Annotated in this window: 21 protein-coding genes and 1 pseudogene; 15 read left to right on the forward strand and 7 right to left on the reverse strand. The window is 64.4% G+C overall.

Features of this window, described 5'->3' with window-relative positions:
• The first annotated feature begins 2 nt into the window (after positions 1-2).
• Both P6U24_RS20565 and rplI read left to right on the forward strand, forming a co-directional pair.
• Complete coding sequence (locus tag P6U24_RS20565) at positions 3-971, forward strand: hypothetical protein (protein WP_407154335.1); 969 nt, start codon at positions 3-5, stop codon at positions 969-971.
• A gap of 52 nt (positions 972-1,023) precedes the next feature.
• Positions 1,024-1,611, forward strand: a complete 588-nt coding sequence (gene rplI, locus P6U24_RS20570; RefSeq protein WP_407154336.1) for a 50S ribosomal protein L9 — start codon at positions 1,024-1,026, stop codon at positions 1,609-1,611.
• A 74-nt stretch (positions 1,612-1,685) separates the two neighbouring features.
• Here rplI and P6U24_RS20575 read toward each other — a convergent pair whose 3' ends face one another.
• Entirely contained in the window at positions 1,686-2,444 is a 759-nt protein-coding gene (locus P6U24_RS20575) for a hypothetical protein (protein ID WP_407154337.1), read from the reverse strand.
• Positions 2,445-2,872: 428 nt separating this feature from the next.
• Here P6U24_RS20575 and P6U24_RS20580 point away from each other — a divergent pair, with 428 nt between their 5' ends.
• The 6 genes from P6U24_RS20580 to P6U24_RS20605 all read left to right on the forward strand — a co-directional run bounded on the left by P6U24_RS20580 (position 2,873) and on the right by P6U24_RS20605 (position 9,500).
• Positions 2,873-4,123: a class I SAM-dependent methyltransferase gene (locus P6U24_RS20580; RefSeq protein ID WP_407154338.1), complete on the forward strand. Its 1,251-nt coding sequence runs from the start codon at positions 2,873-2,875 to the stop codon at positions 4,121-4,123.
• A gap of 162 nt (positions 4,124-4,285) precedes the next feature.
• The gene (locus P6U24_RS20585) at positions 4,286-4,408 is read left to right on the forward strand and encodes a hypothetical protein (RefSeq protein ID WP_407154339.1); all 123 of its coding nucleotides are present in this window, start codon (positions 4,286-4,288) and stop codon (positions 4,406-4,408) included.
• Between the two features lie 295 nt (positions 4,409-4,703).
• Positions 4,704-6,206 carry a replicative DNA helicase gene (locus P6U24_RS20590; protein ID WP_407154340.1) on the forward strand — a complete coding sequence of 501 codons (1,503 nt, stop codon included), beginning with the start codon at positions 4,704-4,706 and terminating at the stop codon, positions 6,204-6,206.
• A gap of 60 nt (positions 6,207-6,266) precedes the next feature.
• Positions 6,267-7,481, forward strand: coding sequence for an alanine racemase (gene alr, locus P6U24_RS20595; protein WP_407154341.1), 1,215 nt, complete (start codon positions 6,267-6,269; stop codon positions 7,479-7,481).
• Positions 7,482-8,673: 1,192 nt separating this feature from the next.
• Complete coding sequence (locus tag P6U24_RS20600) at positions 8,674-8,883, forward strand: PRC-barrel domain containing protein (RefSeq protein ID WP_407154342.1); 210 nt, start codon at positions 8,674-8,676, stop codon at positions 8,881-8,883.
• Between the two features lie 362 nt (positions 8,884-9,245).
• Positions 9,246-9,500 carry a hypothetical protein gene (locus P6U24_RS20605; protein WP_407154343.1) on the forward strand — a complete coding sequence of 85 codons (255 nt, stop codon included), beginning with the start codon at positions 9,246-9,248 and terminating at the stop codon, positions 9,498-9,500.
• Between the two features lie 328 nt (positions 9,501-9,828).
• On the opposite strand, the gene P6U24_RS20610 is transcribed toward P6U24_RS20605, so the two are convergent.
• The 5 genes from P6U24_RS20610 to P6U24_RS20630 all read right to left on the reverse strand — a co-directional run bounded on the left by P6U24_RS20610 (position 9,829) and on the right by P6U24_RS20630 (position 13,819).
• Complete coding sequence (locus P6U24_RS20610; RefSeq protein WP_407160537.1) at positions 9,829-10,125, reverse strand: hypothetical protein; 297 nt, start codon at positions 10,123-10,125, stop codon at positions 9,829-9,831.
• Between the two features lie 236 nt (positions 10,126-10,361).
• Entirely contained in the window at positions 10,362-11,252 is an 891-nt protein-coding gene (locus P6U24_RS20615) for a hypothetical protein (RefSeq protein WP_407154344.1), read from the reverse strand.
• 61 nt (positions 11,253-11,313) lie between these two features.
• On the reverse strand, positions 11,314-12,888 hold the full coding sequence (locus P6U24_RS20620; protein ID WP_407154345.1) for a hypothetical protein: 1,575 nt from the start codon (positions 12,886-12,888) through the stop codon (positions 11,314-11,316).
• 46 nt (positions 12,889-12,934) lie between these two features.
• Positions 12,935-13,174, reverse strand: coding sequence for a hypothetical protein (locus tag P6U24_RS20625; RefSeq protein ID WP_407154346.1), 240 nt, complete (start codon positions 13,172-13,174; stop codon positions 12,935-12,937).
• A gap of 93 nt (positions 13,175-13,267) precedes the next feature.
• Positions 13,268-13,819, reverse strand: a complete 552-nt coding sequence (locus P6U24_RS20630) for a hypothetical protein (protein ID WP_407154347.1) — start codon at positions 13,817-13,819, stop codon at positions 13,268-13,270.
• Positions 13,820-13,963: 144 nt separating this feature from the next.
• On the opposite strand from P6U24_RS20630, the gene xth reads away from it, so the two are divergent.
• Positions 13,964-14,719, forward strand: coding sequence for an exodeoxyribonuclease III (gene xth / locus P6U24_RS20635; protein WP_407154348.1), 756 nt, complete (start codon positions 13,964-13,966; stop codon positions 14,717-14,719).
• Here the strand turns inward: xth and P6U24_RS20640 are convergent.
• Positions 14,692-14,976: pseudogene (locus P6U24_RS20640) on the reverse strand (hypothetical protein); the annotation flags it as partial. The gene xth and the pseudogene P6U24_RS20640 sit on opposite strands and share 28 nt — an antisense overlap.
• Positions 14,977-15,259: 283 nt before the next feature.
• Here P6U24_RS20640 and P6U24_RS20645 point away from each other — a divergent pair.
• From P6U24_RS20645 to P6U24_RS20670, 6 genes are all read left to right on the forward strand, one after another.
• The gene (locus P6U24_RS20645; RefSeq protein WP_407154349.1) at positions 15,260-15,988 is read left to right on the forward strand and encodes a sulfite exporter TauE/SafE family protein; all 729 of its coding nucleotides are present in this window, start codon (positions 15,260-15,262) and stop codon (positions 15,986-15,988) included.
• A gap of 19 nt (positions 15,989-16,007) precedes the next feature.
• Positions 16,008-17,522 carry a DNA repair protein RadA gene (gene radA / locus P6U24_RS20650; RefSeq protein ID WP_407154350.1) on the forward strand — a complete coding sequence of 505 codons (1,515 nt, stop codon included), beginning with the start codon at positions 16,008-16,010 and terminating at the stop codon, positions 17,520-17,522.
• A gap of 172 nt (positions 17,523-17,694) precedes the next feature.
• Positions 17,695-18,321 carry a CvpA family protein gene (locus P6U24_RS20655; protein ID WP_407154351.1) on the forward strand — a complete coding sequence of 209 codons (627 nt, stop codon included), beginning with the start codon at positions 17,695-17,697 and terminating at the stop codon, positions 18,319-18,321.
• A gap of 46 nt (positions 18,322-18,367) precedes the next feature.
• Positions 18,368-19,912, forward strand: coding sequence for an amidophosphoribosyltransferase (gene purF / locus P6U24_RS20660; RefSeq protein ID WP_407154352.1), 1,545 nt, complete (start codon positions 18,368-18,370; stop codon positions 19,910-19,912).
• Between the two features lie 150 nt (positions 19,913-20,062).
• The gene (locus P6U24_RS20665; RefSeq protein WP_407154353.1) at positions 20,063-20,806 is read left to right on the forward strand and encodes an SDR family NAD(P)-dependent oxidoreductase; all 744 of its coding nucleotides are present in this window, start codon (positions 20,063-20,065) and stop codon (positions 20,804-20,806) included.
• 262 nt (positions 20,807-21,068) lie between these two features.
• Positions 21,069-22,229 carry a hypothetical protein gene (locus tag P6U24_RS20670; protein ID WP_407154354.1) on the forward strand — a complete coding sequence of 387 codons (1,161 nt, stop codon included), beginning with the start codon at positions 21,069-21,071 and terminating at the stop codon, positions 22,227-22,229.
• Positions 22,230-22,328 lie beyond the last annotated feature (99 nt).

Consider the following 22,328-nt stretch of genomic DNA (forward strand, 5'->3'; position numbering starts at 1 on the left):
TGATGATCGCGTTCATCGCCATTGCGCTTGCGGCCGGCGCTGCCTCGGCCCTGATGTTCGCCTCGCTGATCTCAGGCGAGCCGATCTCGCTCGTCCTGGTCGTGCTGGCGCCGCTGCCGCTGATGGTGGCCGGGATGAGCTGGGGGCCACTCAGCGCCAGCATCGGCGGCATCGCGGCGGCGATGGGCTTTGCTGCCCTGTTCGGCCTGCCCTATAGCATCAGCTTCGCGGTGGCCGTGGCCCTGCCGGCTTGGTGGCTGGCCCACCTCGCGCTGCTCGGACGGCCGGCGGCGCATGATGCTTCCGCGGCCGACGCCGGCGCGCCGCAGCTGGAATGGTATCCGGTCGGGCGCATCGTGCTCTGGATCGGCGCCGTCGCCGCCCTCACCACCTTTGCCGCCCTGCTGACGCTTGGCAGTGACGCGGCGAGCATCCATGAGACCTTGCGCAACGGCCTGACGCGCATCCTGCGCGCCGCCGACGTTCCGCTCTCGCCGGAAACCGCGCCGGTGATCGATCTCGTCGTCACCGTGTCGCCGCCGATCGCCGCTGCCTTCTCGACGATGACCCTGGCGTTCAGCCTCTGGCTTGCGGCCAAGATCACGGCAACGTCCGGACGGCTGCGGCGGCCCTGGCCCGACCTGAAAGCAACGGTCCTGCCCCCGATGACACTGGCAGTGCTGTTTGCCGCGATCGGCTTCTGCTTTGCCGGCGGGCTGCTCGCCATCGCCGCTGTCATCGCGACCTCGACATTACTGATGGCCTACGGGCTCACCGGCTTCGCGGTGCTGCATACGTTGACACTGAGCTGGAAGAGCCGCCCGTTCTGGCTCGGCTCAACCTATGCGCTGGTCATGATGTTCGGCTGGCCCGTGCTGATCATGGTCGCGCTCGGGCTTGCCGACGCCGCCTTTGGCCTGCGCCAACGTTTCTGGCAGCGGCAACAGCCGCCGCCCCTGCCTGCCCCCTGAAGAGTTCAATCCCCTGCAACCCGACAACATCACACATCACGAGGAGAAGAAGATGGAAGTCATTCTACTGGAGCGCGTCGCCAAGCTCGGCCAGATGGGCGAGATCGTGAAGGTCAAGGACGGCTTTGCGCGCAACTTTCTGCTGAAGCGCAAGAAGGCGCTGCGCGCCACCGCCGAGAACAAGGCCAAGTATGAAGGCATGAAGGCCGAGCTCGAGGCCAACAACATCAAGGCCAAGTCGGAGGCGAGCAAGGTCGCCGAGAAGATCGACGGCCGCGATATCATCATCATCCGTCAGGCCTCCGAGGCCGGCCAGCTGTTCGGCTCGGTGTCGGTGCGCGACATCGTTGGCGCGCTCGAAACCGATGGCATCACTGTGAGCCGGCCCCAGGTCTGGCTGGACGCGCCGATCAAGGCTATCGGACAGCAGAAGGTCACGATCGCGGTCCACCCTGAGGTCGAAGCCTCCATCACCGTCATCGTGGCCCGCAGCGCCGACGAAGCCGAGCGCATCAAGCGCGGCGAGGACATCTCGACCCGCCAGGAGGATCGCGACGCGGCCGCCGAGGCGATCGCTGCCGCCGGCGAGTTCTTCGATCCGGAAGCCCAGCAGGAGGAGCCGGCACAGCCGACCGAGTAAGCTCCGCGGCTCCGATCAGAAAAGCCCGGCCGCGTCGGCCGGGCTTTTCATTTGAGCTGCATCCGCTCGCGAGCTCAGCGCTCAGCCGGTGCAGTCGGCACCGACGGGTCGGCTGCGCCGGCTGACGAGGTGGACGGAATCGACTGCGTGATGGTCGGCGCGGCCGATGGCGCGGGTTCAGCCCGCAAGGTCGGCTCGCTCTCCTTCGGAGCATCGGTTCTGGGCGCTTCGGCCCGGCTCTCGGCCGCAGGCTTCTCCCCGGCGACCGGCCTTGCGGCCTCCGATGGCTCCTCGTTCACGGCATCGGGCTTGGCGGCATCGTCGCCGGCCGGCCGACCGCGCTTGTGCCTGGCCGACTTGTGGCGCGTGTGCGGCTTTGGCGGAGCGTCCGCACCCGCGGCCGCCTCAGGGGCCGGAGCCGCCTCTCCGGCCGGCTCAGTGGCCGATCGCCGATGCCTGCGGCCCGTCCGCTCAACGGGTGCGGCCTCCGTGTCCGGTTTGGCGTCGGACCTCGTCTCGGACCTGCCGTCCCGGCTGCTCTTGCCGCCGGTCGCGCGCGTATCATTCGCACCATTGGAAACCAGGTAGCCTGCGAGCACGCCGGCCATGTCCGGGCCGGTCGTGTAATGCTGGCGAAGAAAGCCCTGCAGGGAGCCGGCCGGGATGGTCTTGAGCAGGCCCCGCGGGCTCTTGTGGCAGGCACTGCAGGTGCCGGCGAAAAGCTGTGAAGGGCTCTTGCCGGCATCGAGATTCTCCTGCGCCTGCACCGGCCTCGCCAATCCCCCACTGACCAGAAGCAGCACCGCCGCGAAACCGAGCGCTCGGCAAACCATTATCATTCTCCAGCTTGGGCCATCGCCATCCTTCACCGTCGGCCCGGCAAGCACGCCTGCACCCCTTGAGCCTTCGCGAGCGACAACGGCGAAGTCAGATCAAAAACAGCCGGCCGATCAGGTCCTTAGCCGGCAGTTCATCACCCCGGACATTCGCATGCGAGCGTCCGTCTGGCGGCGGGAAGCACCGGATCAGCCTCGGCGGCCGCCACCTTTTAACGGAATATCAAGGGAAAGGAAGCGCGCAGATGACGCCGCCCGAATGCGTGTTTTGGAATATCCGCTTTGACTTCAAAGCAGTAGTGCGGCGGTAGGGGGCTCACTATCTTAAAAACCTGTTGAATGGGAACCATTCGGTTCCCAACGCGTCGAGTGCGACGGGCCGGGTAAGTCAGCATCTCACGGGATTGCTCGTTGGATGGGTGTGGATGGACCGTTTGTTGCGTAGTCTTCTGACTCAATTCATTCGCCGTGGGTCGATCACGTTTACGACTGCAGACGGCACGACGTTTCACTGTGGTGACGGTTCCGGGACACCCGTAGCCGTGCGATTCCTCAGCCGCGATTCGGAGCGGCGGATTCTGATCAACCCCGAGCTGGCGCTCGGGGAAATTTATATGGACGGCGATTTCGTCGTCGAGCAGGGCTCGATCGCCGAGGTTTTGGCGGTCTTGATGGACCAGCCGGCGGTGTTGCCGGGATGGGCCAAGACCCAATGGTGGCTGCGCTATTTCATCCGTCACCTGAGACAGTTCAATCCCCGCTCCCGCTCCCGCCACAACGTCGCCCATCATTACGACCTGGACGGGCGGCTCTATTCGCTGTTCCTGGATGCGGACAAGCAGTACTCCTGCGCCTATTTCGAGACGCCGGACGCGACGCTGGACGACGCCCAGCTGGCCAAGAAGCGCCATCTCGCTGCCAAGCTCCTCCTCGCGCCCGGGAAGCGCGTGCTGGATATCGGCTGCGGCTGGGGCGGGCTGGGCCTCTATCTGGCCGAGACAGCGGACGCCGATGTCACCGGGGTGACGCTCTCGACCGAGCAGCTGCAGGTGGCCAATGGGCGGGCTGCCGAGAGGAATCTTGCGGGCTCCGCGCGCTTCCTGCTGCAGGACTATCGCGACGTTCCGGGACGGTTCGACCGCATCGTCTCGGTCGGCATGTTCGAGCATGTCGGCGTGGCCTTCTACGACACCTATTTCCGCCGCTGCGCCGAGCTGCTGGCGGAGGACGGCGTCATGGTGCTGCATTCGATCGGCCGTTCCGAAGGCCCCGACTCCACCAATCCCTGGATCGCCAAATACATCTTTCCAGGCGGCTACATCCCGGCGCTCTCCGAGGTGCTGCCGGCCATCGAGCGTGCGGGCCTCCTGGTCTGCGACATCGAGATCCTCCGTTTGCATTATGCGGAGACGCTCAAGGCCTGGCGGGAGCGCTTCATGGCGCGCCGCGAGGAAGCCGTGCAGCTCTATGACGAGCGCTTCGCCCGGATGTGGGAGTTCTATCTCGCGGCGTCCGAGATGGCATTCCGCAAGCAGAACATGATGAACTTCCAGATCCAGCTCACCAAGCGCCAGGGCGTGGTGCCGATGACCCGCGATTACATCGGCCAGGAAGAGGCTCGCCTGAGGTCGCGGGAACGCGGCAGCCGGCCGCTGCTGAAGATGGCGGGCGAATAGCGGCGCATCGTGCTCACGGCGCATGCGGGTGTCCGGATCCCGGCGCGCATCTCGCCTCCGGCTGTTCCGGACCGGACTCGCCGTGCCGCTACGGCCAAAGAATACGGGGTGATGTGAACTGGCTCACATCGCGCGGGCGCGGTTGCTTCTAGGGTGCGCGCCATGTCGCACAACAATTGCCAGATCATGTTCGAGCCGAAGACCGATTTCAGCACCGATTATGCGCTGATCGCGGCCGGCGTGGCGGCGTCGCTGATCGCGCTGATCTATTTGATCCTGGTCTGAGGCGCCGCCGCGGCGGCTCGATTCCGCTCCCAATAGGTTCGATCCGCGGCCATCCAGGTTCAGGCCGCCGCACAGATTTTTTCGGCCGCGCCCGGAACTCAGGAAACGCGGCGTTCTGCCACCGACTCGCAGCCGGATTCAGCGCCGATGGCGTCAAGCGGAGCGTTCCGGCGAAACCGGATTCATCCACCGTTTTCAGCCGATGGTGCATAGTCGCGAGCTTTTGCTTCCGCTTCAGCCGCGACAGGCGCTTTATCCCCGCCCTGCCCATTCGCAAAGCTGTTAGATACGCTCCATGGCACTTCCTGATTCGAACGTTCTCAAGCTTGCACCGGATGCGGCTGCGCCGGCTTACCGGAGCGCTCCGCACAATATCGAGGCCGAGCAGGGTCTGCTCGGCGCGATCCTCGTCAACAACGACGCCTTTTATCGCGTCTCCGATTTCCTCGAGCCGAAGCACTTCTTCGAGCCGCTGCACCAGACCATCTACGAGACCGCCTCCAGTCTGATCCGGATGGGCAAGATCGCAACGCCCGTGACGCTGAAGACCTTCCTGCCGGCCGATATCGACCTCGGCGGCATGACAGTCGGGCAATATCTGGCGCGTCTCGCGGCGGAAGCGACCACCATCATCAATGCCCAGGACTATGGGCGCACCATCTACGACCTCTCGCTGCGCCGCGACCTGATCCATATCGGCGAGGACATGGTCAACGTCGCCTATGACGCGCCGGTCGATTTCGCGCCGCGCAACCAGATCGAGGATGCCGAGCGCCGGCTCTACGAGCTCGCGGAATCCGGCCGCTACGACGGCGGATTCCAGAAGTTCTCGCAGGCGCTGACCGTCGCCATCGACATGGCGGCGAAGGCGTTCCAGCGCGACGGCAAGCTGTCGGGCATCTCGACCGGCCTGCGCGACCTCGATGCCAAAATGGGCGGCCTGCAGCATTCGGATTTGATCATCCTGGCCGGCCGTCCCGGCATGGGCAAGACCTCGCTCGCCACCAACATCGCCTACAACGTGGCGCAGGCCTACAAGGGTGAATTGCAGGCCGACGGCACCATGAAGGCGGTCAATGGCGGCGTGGTCGGCTTCTTCTCCTGCGAAATGAGCGGCGAGCAGCTCGCCACCCGTATCATCGCCGAGCGCTCGGGCATCCCCTCGAGCCACATCCGCCGCGGCGGCATCACCGAGGCCGATTTCGACAAGCTGCGCGACTGCTCGATCGAGCTGCAGTCGCTGCCGTTCTATGTCGACGAAACCGGCGGCATCTCGATCTCGCAGGTGATGGCGCGGGCCCGCCGCCTGAAGCGGCAGAAGGGCCTCGATCTCCTGGTCATCGACTACATCCAGCTGCTGGCGGGCTCCGGCAAGCGCGGCAGCGACAACCGCGTGCAGGAGATCACCGAGATCACCACCAGCCTCAAGGCGCTGGCCAAGGAGCTCAACGTTCCGATCATCGCGCTGTCGCAGCTGTCGCGCCAGGTCGAGAACCGCGACGACAAGCGGCCGCAGCTGTCGGACCTGCGTGAGTCCGGCTCGATCGAGCAGGACGCCGACGTCGTGATCTTCGTCTATCGCGAGGAATATTACCTCGCAGCCAAGGAGCCACGCCCAGGCACGCCGGAGCATGAGAAATGGCAAACCGAGATGGGACTGGCGCACGGCAAGGCCGAGGTGATCATCGGCAAGCAGCGCCACGGCCCGACCGGCACGGTCGAGCTGCAGTTCGACGCCTCGGTCACCCGATTCGGCGATCTCAGCCATGACGCCATGGCACCCGACCACGGCTATTGATACCGCGACTAACGGGCGGTGGTTGAACGACGGCAGCGGCCCGCGTAAAACCGCAAGGCCATGACCGCAGTTCCCGACCTGAAACCCACCGGCGACGCCAAGCCGGCGTCGCCCGATGTGCCCGCCGGTGCCAACGGCGTGCTGACCATCGATCTCGATGCCCTGGTCGCCAACTGGCGCAAGCTCGAAAAGACCGCGGTGCCGGCCGAATGCGCCGGGGTGATCAAGGCGGACGCCTATGGCTGCGGCACCGGCCCGGTCGCCGCCGCGCTTGCGGCTGCCGGCTGCAAGACCTTCTTTGTCGCCACTCTGTCCGAAGCCAAGGCGGCCCGTGCCGCGCTGCCCGAGCAGGCTGCGCTTTATGTGCTCAACGGCTTCTTCCAGAACAGCGGCGAGGACTACGCCAAGTACAATTGCCGCCCCGTGATCGGCGACCTCAATGAGCTCGCCGAATGGGACGTGTTCTGCCGCCGCACCAGCTGGAGCGGCGGCGCCGCCATCCACATCGACACCGGCATGAACCGGCTGGGCCTCACGATCGCGGCCGCGCAGAGCATCATTCCGCGGATCAATGCCGGCGATCACGGCATCACGCTTGTGATGAGCCATCTGGTCTCGGCCGAGCAGCTCAACAATCCCATCAATGCCCGCCAGCTCGCTGCCTTTCGCAGCATCGCCAGCGAGTTCGCCGGCGTGCCGGCCTCGCTCGCGAACTCCTCCGGCATCTTCCTTGGCGCGCCGTTTCAGTTCGATCTGGTGCGGCCTGGCGCCGCGCTCTACGGCGTCAACCCGACGCCCGAGGCCGACAATCCGATGCAAGGCGTGGTCGACCTCAGGGCGCGTATCGTGCAGGTCCGCGAGGTCGAGCGCGGCGACACGGTCGGCTACGGCGGCACCTGGACCGCGCGGCGGCCGACGCGAATCGCGATCATTTCGGCCGGCTATGCCGATGGCTATTTCCGTGCCGCCAGCTCCAATGACGGCACCCGCGGCGCCAACGTCATCATCGCCGGCAAGCGCTGCCCCATTGCCGGCCGCGTCTCGATGGACCTGATCGCCGCAGATATCACCGACCTGCCGCCGAAGACGGTGCGCCGCGGCCAGTTCGCGACATTGCTTGGCGACGGCATCACCGTCGATGAGCTCGCGCATCATTTCGGCACCATCGGCTACGAAGTGCTGACCAGCCTGGGGCCGCGCTATGCGCGCGTCTACAAGGGTGGCCCGGCGGCTGCGCCGAGCGAGACTCCACAGCCTGCTGCGCCGGCTCCGTGAGGCGCGCGCTGCCGATGCCATCATTGCGAGCGAAGCGCAGCAATCCAGACGAAGCAATCCAGACTCGGTGCGTCGCACCGGATTGCTTCCGCCTTCGGGCTTCGGTGGGCACGTCGTCGCCTTCGGCGCCTCGCAATGGCGGTGCGAAAGACATACGTTCTCCCTCTCGCGACGCATTTCGCCCGAGCCTTGCGCATTGAGTGTCCCTCTTCGATCCAGAGGGCGCAGGGAAGACCGGGCATCGGCTGACGCCCATGGTCCGCGTGCAGCAAAAAAGCACGCGGCAGAACCACAGGTGCAGCCGGACAACCGGCCTTCCCTGCGCGACGATCTTAACGCTTATACGCGCTCTCCTCGGGGACCGGCTCTCTTGCCCCCGTCGCTCATGATGCTCATCGAAAGCATCGCGAGCTTGGTCTCAGCACCGGGAGACCAGGACCACGCGATTTCACGTACGCGCTCGCGAGCGCTCGTCCGGCGCCACCGATCGCGTCCATCGCAGCCCGCCTCCACTTTCGTGACGACGCGTACGCCCCTCTTCATTGAGGCGGGATGGCGACAGACAACCACAACTTCCGATAAAACGAAAGAGATTTATTTTTGCGCGGAGGTCTTGAAATTGCCTACCGCTTTGCCGGCGCTCGCGAAATTCGGCCTGTCACGCACATGATTGTTGAGCGTCCGAAGCTCGCGCGAAAGCTCAATCGTTGGGTATCGGTACGGAAGTGATTTGTCCGACGGCGGCGCCGCGATCCATGCAAGCATCGCTTGCTCAAGCAAAACCATCCAGCGGCCTGCGCTCTCTCGGCGTCATCGCAACGCAAGCAGCGCAGAAGCAGCTCGCATCTTGCGAAACACCGCAACGCCACATCAGCTTGGCCTCGCGTTAGACGCCCGCAGCATCCAGCCGACATTAACTTTCAGGATTGATAGGAACTGCAACCCTCTCGCAAGTCTTGAAAAAGCGCGAGCCTTGAAAAAGCGCGAGCCGCCACTCGCGAGAAATTGCACGGCGCATGCACCGATAGCCAAAGGTCGCCGTGGGCGAAATGTCCTTGCAGCGCAAGCGCGCTGCAGGTGGCCAAGGCGAGCGGGCTCGCATTGTATCCGTCGCGAGCAGTCCGGAAGGAGCAGTCGTCCGTTTCCATTGTGAAGCGTTGAGAAACTGCCACTGCCAGAGGAGGGGCAGTCAATGCCATCGGTCAAGCGCCATGCACTCATCATCTTGGCTGAGTACGGTGAGGCGCAAGCTGAATTGAAGGGCAAAACCGTCATCCTCGCCGACGGAAAGGCAGGCACAGTCGAGGAGGTCTGCCTCGACGAAATGCACGGGCTTCGGATTTTGATCCGAGGTCATTATGGAAAATGGCCGGTATCAACAATCAAGTTTTGGGAAAGGTAGACCCGATCCGTCCTCGCACTGATTGCAACGAATCGCCGGCGCTATCTCCCCTGACCTCCTCGTCGCCAATCGCACGTCTCCCGATAGCGCTGCCGTCTCGCGTCAAAGACTGGATCTCGTCAAGCCCCGCGGTTGCGTCGCCTTGGATCACAGAAGACGTCATGGATGAGCGAGAACGACAAAATGGATCGCGAAACTAATTGAGTTGGAGGCACAGCGACGCGGAGAACTGCGGACTCTTTCCACATCGGCGGCCGCAACGGTCTACCGATCGAGACGCAAGCCATGATGATGAACGCACATTCATGGAACGTCCGGTCGTCCAGAGTCGTTGCTTGGCGGGGCCGATCAGGAGGACGAAAATGAAATTTGCAATCATCGCCATTTCCGCCGCCGCCCTCATCGCATCAGCGCCAACCGTCTTTGCGCGAGGAGTGTCGAGCAAGACGCCGGGGCACGAGATGCAGGACCGGGGCTCCAAGAAAGGCAGCCCGGGTGCATCGGGCTACGCACCAGGACACGAAATGCACGCAAAGGGATCGAAGAGGGGAAGTCCTGGTGCATCCGGCTACGCGCCCGGCCAGACGACCGGATCCAACACAAAGTCGAAATACTAAGCTACTCGCTTTGGAAAGAGCCGCCCTCACCGGCGGCTCTTCTTTTCGAAAATCGTTTATGACCGTCCGGGGCTCAAGGCGACCCTCGTCAAATCGGCAGCTTTGGAATCGACAGCTCTTTGCACACAGTGCCCGGATCGGAAGCCAGCCTGATCGTCACCGGGTCCTGTGTTCGCCTCAAGCCATACCGCGACGTTGCGCCAACGCAGCGCGTCTTTGCTCGCCACATCGTAGGACGGCCATGGCGGAGGCGAGCTTCCGCCTGGCTCGTGGTCATCCTTGCCGAGAGCCCGGCTCCGATGCGGCGCCGGACCCGGTGCCACATTCCTCAATGTTTGACCGGCGGCCCGCTCTTGTTTCCGGGCAGACCCTTGATGTTCGACGGGTCCTGCTCCTGGACCGAAAGGTTCTGAGAAGCGGAGCCCACGGTCCCCTGCCGCGGAGCGGGACCGTTCTTATTGCCTGCAGCTCCGGCAATGCCAGCTCCGGAATTCTGGGCACTTGGAGCTGTGGCGGCATGGCCTGAGGTGTCGGCGCGGTTCGGGTCGCCTGGAAGGTGCGCGGCTGAGCCGGGCCTTTCCTGCTCGCCGACATAGCCCGAAGCGCCCGAGTTCTCGGTCTTGATACCCTTATCGGCCTCGTTTTGCGGGCTGGTCGAAGTCGCTGTTTGAGCCATTGCCGGCAAAGCCGAGCAGGAAACAGCGGCAAGCAACACCAGTGTTGGATAGCGCACGGCGAATCCTCCTTAACTTGCTGCCCCATGAATTAACCCGCAATAAGAAGGACGTTTCCCCTCACGGAGAACATTCACCCGAGATTGCTTCGGCAAGCGGTTCGGAACGGGGCATCGGATACACTGAGCTAGGAACCCTGCATATACCGAACGGGGTTCTCAGGATCCAAGGCGAAGGCCCTGGCAATGTCTCCGATCAGCGAGACCGTTGCATCCTGCTTCAGATCGTCGAACTTCATGAAACTGAAGTTGTTGCCGCCCATTCTCGATTCGCCGAGCTTTCCCGAATAACCGGGCACGATCGGCGCACCCTCTTTCGTAACCGCCACGTACACGCTGATGTAGTTCCTCTGAAGAGCGATACCGATCACCGGCCATTCAACCACCTCTCCCGATTTGGTCGCATATCGGAATTTTCCATAACCGATCATCCTCATGCGCATACCCCCATGTCCTTCGGGCGTTCCCTTGTGGAAGTAGCGCTTCAGGGCCGGAGCCGCCTTGCGTATCAGTTCATCGAGATTGACCAGATCTTGCTTTCGCTTCGGATCGAAATCGAGATAGGCCTGCAATGAGTCAGCCGTTACGCGAAACATGAGGGCTCCAGCGATGCGCGAGCGCGTAATGTCGTCTGCTGGGCATTGATCGGCCCGGCCGCATTTTGCATTGAAATTCGAGCATAAGACGGGACGCGGCCACAGGACAAAGCTCGGGCTGCATCGGCAGCTTGCGAGATCCAAAGTTTTGCACTGCGGCACCGCAGTTGGGGTTTCGGCTAGAAAAAAATCCTTGGCGATGTCGGAATTCGAGCCGCGAGATGCCCGCCGTCCCGCTCGGCGATGACATACCACCGTCTTGGACCTCCACGCGGTGCCCTCGACCTTCCGGTTGAGTAGGTCTGCCACCGGCACGCCTTGCGTGGCATAGACCAGCCTCTGCTCGGCCTCGGACAGGTCGCCCGCGAAATGCTTGATGCCGCTCTGTTTGAGCCAGTCGATGCAGCCGACAGAGCGCCGCAATGATAATCGGGCGGAAGTGAAAGAGTGAGAACGACTTGGAAACGGCCGCGGGATCAGTCGGTCATCGGCAGTGAGGGTTTTCCGCGCCGGGCACCGCCAGGAAGGTGATGGTGGCTGGTGCGAAGGTCACCCCTCCCGGCGGCTCGAAATCGCCATCCATCAATGGCAACTCGTCATTCGCTTCGAGCAGGAGCAACTTACTATTAAGCTCGACGTGTTCGGACAGCAGGTTCGCCGCCGACAGCGTGTACCGCCGGCTCGGCGCGCTCAACTCGGCGTAGCTGCTCGTCGTTCGGCTGTTGTTGATAGCAAGGAGAGCGACCCCGCCGGGATGGTCTCGCAGGCAGTGGGCGTAGAGATGCAAGCCTTCACGCGACGCACCGGCATCGAGAACCCCGGGCCCCATCAATCGCCGCCACAGCAGCGCGGCCCAATAATCGGGCCGCGGCGCGAACGTCCCCGGCTCGAGCAACCCGTAATCGCTGGCCGCGAGCGTGTTATGAAACAGCACGGCCACGCCGTTCCGGGCGAGACGGCCGAGCGTATCGACGTAGCGGAAGCTGTCGAGGAAGGTCTTGGCCCACGGATTTCCGCCACAGGCGGCGCCGGCGATTTCCGTGATCCAGACCGGGGCGCCAGGAGCGTAGCGATTGCGCAAGCCGACATGGAACGCGTTGCTCCTGTCGGCCAGCGCGAGCCAGTCCTCCGACAAGGCAGCGTCCACGGTGGTCTGCGGCCCCATCGGCGCACAGCGGATCGAGAGCGCCGGATAGTGATGGTAGGAGTAGATGTCGAAGACAGGCCGAGGGCGAGCCGCAAGCAGGTCCTCGGTCGCGATCGCGTCCGACCTTCCTCCGCCGGGATTGGCCGTCGCCTCGCCGACCGCACCGGGGCCGACAATCGTCATGTCCGGCGCAAGGCGCTTTGCGAAGCTGCGGAAGATTGCGAAATCCCGCGCATAGGCGGCCGCGTCGTAGCCGTTTGGCGCTCCGCCGAGGGCGGGCAATGTGGGCTCATTGAAAAATTCGGCGGCTGCGATCCTGCCGCCGGCGGCCCTGGTATAGGCAAGCCATTTCGTGGCCTGCTCCGCGGTCCAGACGCCAACTCGGTCGCGAACTCCCATGCTGACCGCGAAGGACGACACCAATTCGGCATTCGCCGCGCGGGCAAAATCGATGGCGCCCTTCCATTCCGACCGCGTCAGCACGCCCTTGAAGCCTTGCGGCGCCGTGGCCGGTGGCGGGGTGTCCGCATCATGGAAGTAGACCGAGTTCGCCCAGGTGCCGCTGATGCGGACATAGGCTGGCCCCAGCGCCGCCGCCAGTTTCCACAATCGCGGATTGGCCGTATCGAGCGGCGGGAAGACTTGAAAGAGGCTGCTATCATTCCCGGCATGCTTGCCAGGCGGCGCCGCGGGCAGGTTCTCGATTTTCCCCTCGGGACCATAGGGCCTCCAGAACTCTCCGCCGATGATCTCCGCCATCTCGACGTTGTAGGACTGGAAGCGCTCGTCGACCGCCCCGATACGCGGCAAGTGGCCCGGCTGGATTTCCGCCGCAGCGGCAGCGTGCGGCGCGGCTGCTCCAAGCAGACATCCCACGACCGATCGGACAAGACTCGCAAGTCGGTAGCCCATGGTGCATCCGCCCTGACGTCCGAATGCGATCGCAGAGGGAGCTCGACTATTTTTTCGCGGCGTCCACCAGCTTCTTGCAGGATTCGCTGAGCTGATCGTATTGCCGCGACAGACAGGCGATGATGCGGCCCTGGCCGGGGATCATGCCAAGGCAGAATTTGTTGTAATCCGCCTCGCAGGCAGCCCGCTGCTCCGCCGTCGGCTGAAACGGCAGCTCCTGCTCGCGAACAGCGGCATTGGACCCCGCGGCGGCGGCGATCAGGACGATGAATCGCAGCGTGGGCATGGCACCTCCGGTCGTGGTGGCGCTTCGTATCACAGAGATCGCGGCCTTCAACATTAACAATGTCCGCGCCCGGGATGCCTTGGCCGGGATACCTTACCAATGCCCCGTCAATCCGATCACCCAGCGCATCCGGCCGTCCACGCCTTGCATCGGGCGGATCATCGGGCCGACCTGGCCCCGCTCGCCGAATGCGCCGAACAGGCCCGGCGCCTTGTCCGACAAGAGATCCCAATAGCCGTGCTCGAGCGCGCGATTCCAGTCATACTGGCCCGGACCAGCCACGTAGCCATGTGAATCGATATGGACATTGCATTTGCGGTCCATGGCGATTTCGAGATGCAGCCGCGGGCCACTGCCGATCTGCCGGAAGCCGGTCCCGTGCGTCTGGCCGGCCGAAACCGCGCCCTCCAGGGTGTCGTCCTTGTCCTCGTTGAGCACGGCCTTGCTGCGCGCCAGCACCAAGAGGTCCCGCGGCCGCTTGCAGTCGAAGTCGAAACCGAACGGACGCGGCTTTGTGTACACGCCCGTGATCCTGATATCGAAGCCCTCCAGGAAGATTCCGATCTTGCCCAGCTCTCGCTTGACGAGCAGCACCTCTTGCATGTGATCCAGATCGCCGGTCGTGACATAGTTCAGTTCGGGCATGATCGATCTCCCACGCGGCTGGCGTGACGGATATTGGACTGGGTCCATGCACTCTCACCTGCAGCTCAAATCATTGCCGTGACCTCGGTCACATCCGGCCAGTGTGGACATGGCGCCTCCACTCGTGGTCGAACTGTTCGCATCATGAAGATCGCGACCTTCAACATCAACAATGTCCGCCGGCGCCTGCCGAACCTGCAGCGCTGGCTGCGTGCCGCCAAGCCGGAAGTCGTCTGCCTGCAGGAGCTGAAATGCACGGACGAGGAGTTTCCGGCGGAGGCGCTGGAGAAGGCCGGCTATGGCGCGGTGTGGTGCGGGCAGAAGACCTGGAACGGCGTCGCCATCCTGGCGCGCAAGGCAGAGCCGGTCCTGATCCGCACCGCCCTGCCCGGGGACCGCAACGACAACGAGGCACGCTACATCGAGGCCGCGGTGCGCGGCATCGTCGTCGCCTGTCTCTACCTGCCCAACGGCAATCCGCAGCCGGGACCGAAATTCGACTACAAGCTCGCCTGGTTCAAGCGGCTGCACAAGCACGCCGCGGGCTTCATCAAGGAGGATCTGCCCGTGGTGCTCGCCGGCGACTACAATGTCGCACCGACGCCGCTGGACATTTATCCCACGAAGTCATGGGACAAGGATGCGCTGATCCAGCCGAAGAGCCGCGCTGCCTTCAGACGCCTGGTCGATCAGGGCTGGTGCGATGCGATCCGCACGCTGCATCCGGATGATCCGATGTTCACCTTCTGGGATTACAAGCGCAACCGCTGGCCGCGCGATGCCGGCCTGCGGCTCGACCATCTCCTGCTGAGCCCGCTTCTTGCGCCGCGCCTGGTCAAGGCCGGGGTCGATCGCAAGATTCGCGGCGAGCTCGCGTTGGCGGCCACATGCTCGCGGTAGCGGTCGATGATGGCGGCGGGGGTTGCGCCGGCAAGCCAGTTTGCGGCCGCCTCGAAGACGGCGGCGATCTTCTCGCTGACCATCAGCTGCGCCTCACAGCCGGCATCGGCCTCAAAGCGCGCGAACTTCTCCATCCGCAGCCGCACCACCTCGCCCGCCTCCACCGCGAGCATGGCACCCGCGACCCAGGGAAAGCCGTCGTCGGATTGCGTCAGGACCGCGTGGCGGTCGAGCGCGGAAAATTGCTGACTGTCCATCGTCGCAGCCTCAATTCACAGGCAGATGCGACGGAGACGAATACGCTTCAAATTCTAAAGATGATGGCGCAGGATCTATCGCTTTTTCGATTCCGACTGCACCGCCGGTTAACCACACAGCACATCTCTCCGTTCGTCATTGCGAGCGAGGCGACTTGTCCGCCATAGCCCGAAGGGCGACGGCGGAAGCAATCCAGAATCGTTGCGCCGGCTCCTGGATTGCTTCGTCGCCTTCGGCTCCTCGCAATGACGGACGGAGAGGTGCGCTTTCGGAGACGTCACCTTGGGCTTCCTGTTCGTGCTGTCAGTCGGCCTGATTGCCGGCACCCTCTCAGGCATCGTCGGCACCGGCTCATCGATCATGCTGATGCCGGTGCTGGCGTACGAATATGGGCCGAAGGAAGCGGTGCCGATCATGGCGGTCGCGGCCGTGATGGCGAACCTGTCGCGCATCCTCGCCTGGTGGCGCGAGGTCGATTGGCGCGCGTGCGCCGCCTACTCCATCACAGGCATTCCCGCCGCCGCACTCGGTGCGCGTACGCTCCTGGTCCTGCCCTCGCACGCAGTCGACATCGCGATCGGCTCGTTCCTGATTGCGATGGTCCCGGTGCGGCATTGGCTGGCGCGGCACCAGCTGAAAGCCAACCTCTGGCATCTCGCGATCGGCGGCGCCGTCATCGGCTTTCTCACCGGCATCGTGGTCTCGACCGGGCCGCTCAGCGTGCCGCTGTTCCTGTTCTATGGTCTCTCCAAAGGCGCGTTCCTGGCGACCGAGGCCGCAAGCTCGCTCGGTCTCTATTTCAGCAAATCCGTCACCTTCCAGCGCTTCGGCGCACTCAACCCGGACATCCTGCTCAAGGGCCTGATCGCCGGCGGCTCCTTGATGTCGGGCGCCTTCATCGCCAAGCGCTACGTGCTCAAGCTGCAGCCGGACGTGTTCCGCCTGGTCATGGATGGCATCATGATCGCAGCCGGCCTATCTATGCTATGGAACGCTCTCCAATCCCCCTGACAAATTGATTCCCTCGTCCATGGCCAAGAACGCCCTCTCCTTCGTCTGCCAGAACTGCGGCGCGGCCTATTCGCGCTGGCAGGGCAAGTGCGAAGCCTGCGGCGAGTGGAACACGCTGGCGGAAGAGGACACGACCGGGGTGACCTCGGCGCCAGCCTCGCTGCGCTCCAAGCGCAAGGGCCGACAATTCCAGCTCGAAAGCCTGACAGGCAAGACCATCGACGCGCCACGCCTCTCCTCGGGGATGACCGAGCTCGACCGCGTCACCGGCGGCGGCTTCGTGCGTGGCTCGGTGCTGCTGGTCGGCGGCGATCCAGGGATCGGCAAGTCGACCTTGCTGACGCAGGCAACCTCCATGATGGCCCGCGCGGGTCATCGCGCCGTCTACATCTCCGGTGAGGAAGCGGTCGCGCAGGTGCGGCTGCGGGCCGAGCGGCTCGGCCTTGCCGATGCGCCGGTGCAGCTCGCGTCCGAGACCTCGGTCGAGGACATCATCTCCACGCTGTCGGAAGGCACGGTGCCGCGGCTGATCGTGATCGACTCGATCCAGACCATGTGGACCGACACGGTGGAGTCCGCGCCGGGCACGGTGACGCAGGTCCGCGCCTCGGCGCAGGCCTTGATCCGGTTCGCAAAGAAATCAGGCGCCGCCATCATCCTGGTTGGCCACGTCACCAAGGACGGCCAGATCGCGGGACCCCGCGTGGTCGAGCACATGGTCGACGCGGTGCTGTCGTTCGAGGGCGAGGGGTCGCAACAGTTCCGCATCCTGCGCGCCGTGAAGAACCGTTTCGGCCCGACCGACGAGATCGGCGTGTTCGAAATGACCGGACTTGGTTTACGCGAGGTCACCAATCCCTCCGAACTGTTCCTGTCCGAGCGCGATCTCGGCAGCCCGGGCACGGCGGTGTTCGCCGGTATCGAGGGCACGCGGCCCGTGCTGGTCGAGATGCAGGCGCTGGTGGCGCCGACCTCGCTCGGCACGCCCCGGCGCGCCGTTGTCGGCTGGGACCCGAGCCGGCTCTCGATGGTGCTGGCGGTGCTGGAGGCCCATTGCGGGGTGAAACTCTCCGGCCATGACGTCTATCTCAACGTCGCCGGCGGCCTGCGCATCCACGAGCCGGCGGCGGACCTCGCCGCGGCCGCCGCGCTGGTGTCCTCGCTCGTCAACGCCTCGCTGCCGCCGGATGCGGTCTATTTCGGCGAAATCTCGCTCTCCGGCGCGGTGCGGCCGGTGGCGCAGACCTCGGCGCGGCTGAAGGAAGCCGCCAAGCTCGGTTTCGCTCGCGTGGTGCTGCCGGAACAGGCGCGCGGCGAGCTTACTGGCGAGGCCGGCCTCAGCCTCAACACGGTCGGCGGCCTGACCAGCCTGGTCGCCGAGATCGCCGCCCGGGGCACGCCGCGGGCGCGACAGGGCGAAAGACAGCAGGAACACGGATATCCGGACGACGGGCCCGCAGAAAATGCTCGCCGAAGCGGTACTTCCGCGGAGAAAAATGCCACACCGGCGAGATTCCGCCGCCGGGATGGCTAGCCGGACCGTGACGTCTCCGTGACTCGCCGCTATACAACGGCGCAATCGGGGCCCCGCACGAGATTGTGCGATCTCCGGCATTGCCGGGGAACCCCGCTGTCCTCCACTGGGAGGGCCGGCCAAGACGCCGATTCGTCAAACCTGGGACCAGTGAAGCGGACCTGAGCAGCCGATGCCGATAACGATCCTCGATCTCATCCTGCTCGGCGTCATGCTGATCTCGGGACTGCTCGCGATGGTCCGCGGTTTCATGCGCGAGGTCCTGTCGATCGCAGCCTGGGGCGCGGCCGCTTTGGTAACCCTTTATTCATTCTCGAAGCTGCTGCCGACCGCCAAGACCTATTTCAACAACGACACGGTCGCGAGCGTCGTCGTGGTCGCCGGTGTTTTCGTGGGCACCCTGATCGTGGTCTCGATCATCACGGTGCGAATCTCCGACATGATTCTCGATTCGCGGATCGGCGCGCTCGACCGCACGCTCGGATTCCTGTTCGGCCTGGCGCGCGGCCTGCTCATCGTGGTTGTAGCCTTCCTGTTCTTCAGCTGGTTGGTGCCGGAAAAGCAACGGCCGGACTGGGTGACGGGCGCGAAATCCCGCGTGGTCCTGCAGGGAACCGGGGATTGGCTGATGTCGCTCTTGCCTGATGATCCTGAGAACACCATTTTAAAGAAATTCAAGAAGAACAAGCCTGACGACGAACAGGCGGACACCGATCCTTCGGCAACCGGCGGCGAAGGGTACAGCAAGCCTGCCCGCGACAGCTTGAAAAAGCTGATCGACAAACCCGCGGCCAAGTGAGGCGTATCTAAGCGGGCAAGTGAGCGAGACTCAAAAGAGAGGCGCGATGGACCAGACCCAGGACTCTTTCGGCACTGCCAGCGAGCTGGATGACGCCAAACCGGACTTGAGCTTGGACTTCGGACTACCTTCGGACCTGAGAGACCCTGAACTGGACGGAGACACGCTGCGCGAGGAGTGCGGCGTGTTCGGCATTTATGGGCATAGCGATGCCGCCGCGATCACCGCGCTCGGCCTGCACGCGCTGCAGCACCGCGGCCAGGAAGCCGCCGGCATCGTCTCCTATGACGGCTCGCGCTTTCACAGCGAACGGCGGCTCGGTCTGGTTGGCGACACCTTCTCCCGCCGCGAGGTGATCGAGCGGCTGCCTGGCCATGTCTCGGTCGGCCACGTCCGCTACGCGACGACCGGCGCCACCATCCTGCGCAACGTGCAGCCGCTGTTCGCCGAGCTCAATGCCGGCGGCTTCGCAGTGGGCCACAACGGCAATCTCACCAACGGGCTGACCCTGCGCCGGGAGCTGGTGCGCGCTGGCGCCATCATGCAGTCGACCACCGACACCGAGGTGATCCTGCACCTGGTCGCGCATTCCCGCCGCACCCGCTTCATCGACCGCTTCATCGAGGCTCTGCGCGCGATCGAAGGCGCCTACGCCCTGGTCTGCATGACCAACAAGAAGCTGATCGGCGCCCGCGATCCCCTTGGCATCCGCCCGCTGGTCTATGGCGAGCTTGACGGCTGCCCGATCCTGGCCTCCGAGACCTGCGCGCTCGACATGATCGGCGCGCGCTACATCCGCGACGTCGAGCCCGGCGAGATCGTGGTGTTCGACGAGGACGGGCTGCACAGCCACAAGCCGTTCCCGCCCAAGCCCGCGCGTCCCTGCGTGTTCGAATACATCTATTTCGCCCGGCCCGATTCCATCGTCGGCGGCCGCTCGGTCTATGAGGTGCGCAAGGCGTTCGGCGCGCAGCTCGCGCGCGAGAGCCATGTCGATGTCGACGTCGTGGTGCCGGTGCCGGATTCCGGGGTGCCGGCCGCGCTGGGCTACAGCCAGCATTCCGGCGTGCCGTTCGAGCTCGGCATCATCCGCAATCACTATGTTGGTCGCACCTTCATCCAGCCGACGCAGAGCATCCGCGAATCCGGCGTGCGCATGAAGCACTCCGCCAACCGCGCCGCGATCGAAGGCAAGCGCATCATCCTGATCGACGATTCGCTGGTGCGCGGCACCACCTCGAAGAAGATCGTGCGCATGATGCGCGAGGCCGGCGCCACCGAGGTGCATTTCCGCCTCGCCTCGCCGCCGATCCTCTATCCCGACTATTACGGCATCGACCTGCCGGATCGCGGCGGCCTGCTCGCCGCCACCCATTCGCTGGAAGAGATGCGCGAGCTGATCGGCGCGGATTCGCTGGCCTTCCTGTCGATCGACGGCCTGTATCGCGCGGTCGGCGAGCCGGGCCGCGATGCCGCGAGCCCGAAATTCTCCGATCACTGCTTCACCGGCAGCTACCCCACCAACCTCACCGACCAGGTGCTGGTCGAGCCTCAGCCGCGCCAGCTCTCGCTGCTGGCGGAAGCGAGCTGACGCCTAACCTGTCGTCCCTGCGAAAGCAGGGACCCATACTCACGGGCCGTCGTGGTTGGCACGGCGCTGGCCACGCAAGTCTGCTTGCATCATAACGGCCTCGGCGTATGGGTCCCTGCTTTCGCAGGGACGACGCTGAGAGATTTTGCCATGACCCTTCCCCTCGCCTCCCGTATCGCCCTCGTTACCGGTGCCTCGCGCGGCATCGGCTATGCGACCGCGCGCGCCCTCGCCCGTGCCGGCGCCCACATCGTTGCCGTGGCGCGCACCCAAGGCGGCCTGGAGGAGCTCGACGACGAGATCCGCAAGGAGACCGGCAATGGTGCGACCTTGGTGCCGCTCAGCATGGCCGACACCGACGGCATCGCCCGGCTCGGCGCAGCGCTGCATGAGCGTCACGGCAAGCTGGACATCCTCGTCGGCAATGCCGGCGTGCCCGGCCCGTCCTCGCCGCTCGGCCATATCGACCTCAAGCCCTGGGTCGACGTGATGGCGATCAATGTCACGGCCAATTTCCAGCTCGTCCGCTGCATGGAGCCGCTGCTGAAAGCCTCGGATGCCGGCCGCGCCGTGTTCGTGACCTCAGGCGCGGCGAACAAGGCCCCGGCCTATCTCGGCCCCTATGCGGCGTCGAAAGCCGCGCTGGAGACGCTGGCGCGGGTCTGGGCGCATGAGACTGCGACGACACCTTTGCGGGTGAATCTGTTCAGCCCGGGGCCGATCCGCACCCGCATGCGCGCCACGGTGTTTCCCGGCGAGGATCCGGAGACGCTCGACACGCCCGAGCAGGTCGCCGAGTTCATCGTGCCGATGTGCTCGCCGGAGTGGACCGAGACCGGCAAGCTCTACGACTACAAGAGCCGCACGCTGAAGAGCTTTCAGCCGCCGACGTAAGACGAGGGCTGCGCTCTCCTCCGTCATTGCGAGGAGCGAAGCGAACGAAGCAATCCAGATCTCCTTCTTGGCCCTGGATTGCTTCGCGGCAGTGTTGGCGATCCGAGACGCCGCGGTGTACTGGATCGTCCGCCTTCGCGGACGATGACAGCTTGCATAGTCGCGCACGCTTCGCCTCCTCCTAATTGACTCCCCCTCTTCTCCGCGATTGACTGCCTGCCAAGCGGATCAACCCGCAGCAAGAAAATGGGAGGACGTCCTGATGCAGGCACGAACCGGCAAGCGTGCGTGGCACGCAACCATTGCGCTCAAGGCGATCATCTCGTTCTGCATCGGCACTGCGCTCACCATCGGCCTCCCCGGCACGTCTCGCCCAGCTTTCGCCAGCGAAATCCCTACCTTCACCGTCGATCCCACCTGGCCAAAGCAGCTACCCAACAACTGGATCCTCGGTCAGGTCGGCGGCATCACTGTCGACTGGCAGGGCCATATCTGGGTGATCCATCGGCCGCGCTCGCTGACAGACGATGAGAAAGGCGCGAGCCTCAATCCGCCGCGCTCGAAATGCTGCATCTCCGCGCCGCCGGTGCTGGAATTCGACTCCGACGGCAATCTGCTGCGCGCCTGGGGCGGCCCCGGCGAGGGCTATGAATGGGTCGGGCGCGAGCACGGCATCGAGGTCGACGAGCGCGGCTTCGTCTGGATCGGCGGCAATGCCGATAACGACAACGCCATCCTGAAATTCACGCTCGACGGCAAGTACGTATCGCAGATCGGCACCATCGCGCCGAGCAAGGGTAGTAACGACACCACGCAGCTCGGCAAACCGGCGGAGACCGCGATCGACAAGGAGGCCAACGAGATCTACGTCGCCGACGGCTATGGCAACCACCGCGTCATCGTATTCGATGCCACCACGGGCGCCTACAAGCGGCACTGGGGCGCCTATGGCCACGTACCTGATGATGCCAAGCAGGCGGCCTATGATCCGAAAGCACCGGTCGCGCAGCAGTTCGGCAATCCCGTGCATTGCGTGAAGATCGCCAATGACGGGCTGGTCTATGTCTGCGACCGCATCAACAACCGCATCCAGGTGTTCAAGAAGGACGGCAGCTTCGTCAAAGAATGGTTCTTCGAGAAGAACACGCTCGGCAACGGCGCGGTGTGGGACCTCGCGATCTGGCCCGATCCGAAGCAGAGCTATCTGCTCTCAGCCGACGGTGAGAACAACGAGATCCGCATTATCGATCGCGAGAACGGCAACGTGGTCGGCAGCTTCGGCCACAACGGGCGCAATGCCGGGCAGTTTCACTGGGTCCATGCCATGGCCGTCGACAAGCAGGGCAACGTTTATACCGCCGAGGTCGATACCGGTAAGCGCGTCCAGAAATTCAAGCTGACCGCGCCCGAGGCGCTGCATTAACCTTTGCTGCCCGGCGGCCGCGCCCCGCGCCCTTTTGCGCATTGTCGTGCCGCCCTGGACAAGCTATCGAAGACATTCGCGACCGGAAAAGGCCCCGCC

The organism is Bradyrhizobium sp. STM 3557 (assembly GCF_045571465.1).
Lineage (GTDB): Bacteria > Pseudomonadota > Alphaproteobacteria > Rhizobiales > Xanthobacteraceae > Bradyrhizobium.

Excerpts from the sequence above, each read along its gene's own strand:
- P6U24_RS20565 (WP_407154335.1), top strand. The coding sequence starts at position 3 with ATGATCGCGTTCATCGCCATTGCGCTTGCGGCCGGCGCTGCCTCGGCC.
- rplI (WP_407154336.1), top strand. The coding sequence starts at position 1,024 with ATGGAAGTCATTCTACTGGAGCGCGTCGCCAAGCTCGGCCAGATGGGC.
- P6U24_RS20575 (WP_407154337.1), bottom strand. The coding sequence starts at position 2,444 with ATGGTTTGCCGAGCGCTCGGTTTCGCGGCGGTGCTGCTTCTGGTCAGT.
- P6U24_RS20580 (WP_407154338.1), top strand. The coding sequence starts at position 2,873 with ATGGACCGTTTGTTGCGTAGTCTTCTGACTCAATTCATTCGCCGTGGG.
- P6U24_RS20585 (WP_407154339.1), top strand. The coding sequence starts at position 4,286 with ATGTCGCACAACAATTGCCAGATCATGTTCGAGCCGAAGACCGATTTC.
- P6U24_RS20590 (WP_407154340.1), top strand. The coding sequence starts at position 4,704 with ATGGCACTTCCTGATTCGAACGTTCTCAAGCTTGCACCGGATGCGGCT.
- alr (WP_407154341.1), top strand. The coding sequence starts at position 6,267 with ATGACCGCAGTTCCCGACCTGAAACCCACCGGCGACGCCAAGCCGGCG.
- P6U24_RS20600 (WP_407154342.1), top strand. The coding sequence starts at position 8,674 with ATGCCATCGGTCAAGCGCCATGCACTCATCATCTTGGCTGAGTACGGT.
- P6U24_RS20605 (WP_407154343.1), top strand. The coding sequence starts at position 9,246 with ATGAAATTTGCAATCATCGCCATTTCCGCCGCCGCCCTCATCGCATCA.
- P6U24_RS20620 (WP_407154345.1), bottom strand. The coding sequence starts at position 12,888 with ATGGGCTACCGACTTGCGAGTCTTGTCCGATCGGTCGTGGGATGTCTG.
- P6U24_RS20625 (WP_407154346.1), bottom strand. The coding sequence starts at position 13,174 with ATGCCCACGCTGCGATTCATCGTCCTGATCGCCGCCGCCGCGGGGTCC.
- P6U24_RS20630 (WP_407154347.1), bottom strand. The coding sequence starts at position 13,819 with ATGCCCGAACTGAACTATGTCACGACCGGCGATCTGGATCACATGCAA.
- xth (WP_407154348.1), top strand. The coding sequence starts at position 13,964 with ATGAAGATCGCGACCTTCAACATCAACAATGTCCGCCGGCGCCTGCCG.
- radA (WP_407154350.1), top strand. The coding sequence starts at position 16,008 with ATGGCCAAGAACGCCCTCTCCTTCGTCTGCCAGAACTGCGGCGCGGCC.
- P6U24_RS20655 (WP_407154351.1), top strand. The coding sequence starts at position 17,695 with ATGCCGATAACGATCCTCGATCTCATCCTGCTCGGCGTCATGCTGATC.
- purF (WP_407154352.1), top strand. The coding sequence starts at position 18,368 with ATGGACCAGACCCAGGACTCTTTCGGCACTGCCAGCGAGCTGGATGAC.
- P6U24_RS20665 (WP_407154353.1), top strand. The coding sequence starts at position 20,063 with ATGACCCTTCCCCTCGCCTCCCGTATCGCCCTCGTTACCGGTGCCTCG.
- P6U24_RS20670 (WP_407154354.1), top strand. The coding sequence starts at position 21,069 with ATGCAGGCACGAACCGGCAAGCGTGCGTGGCACGCAACCATTGCGCTC.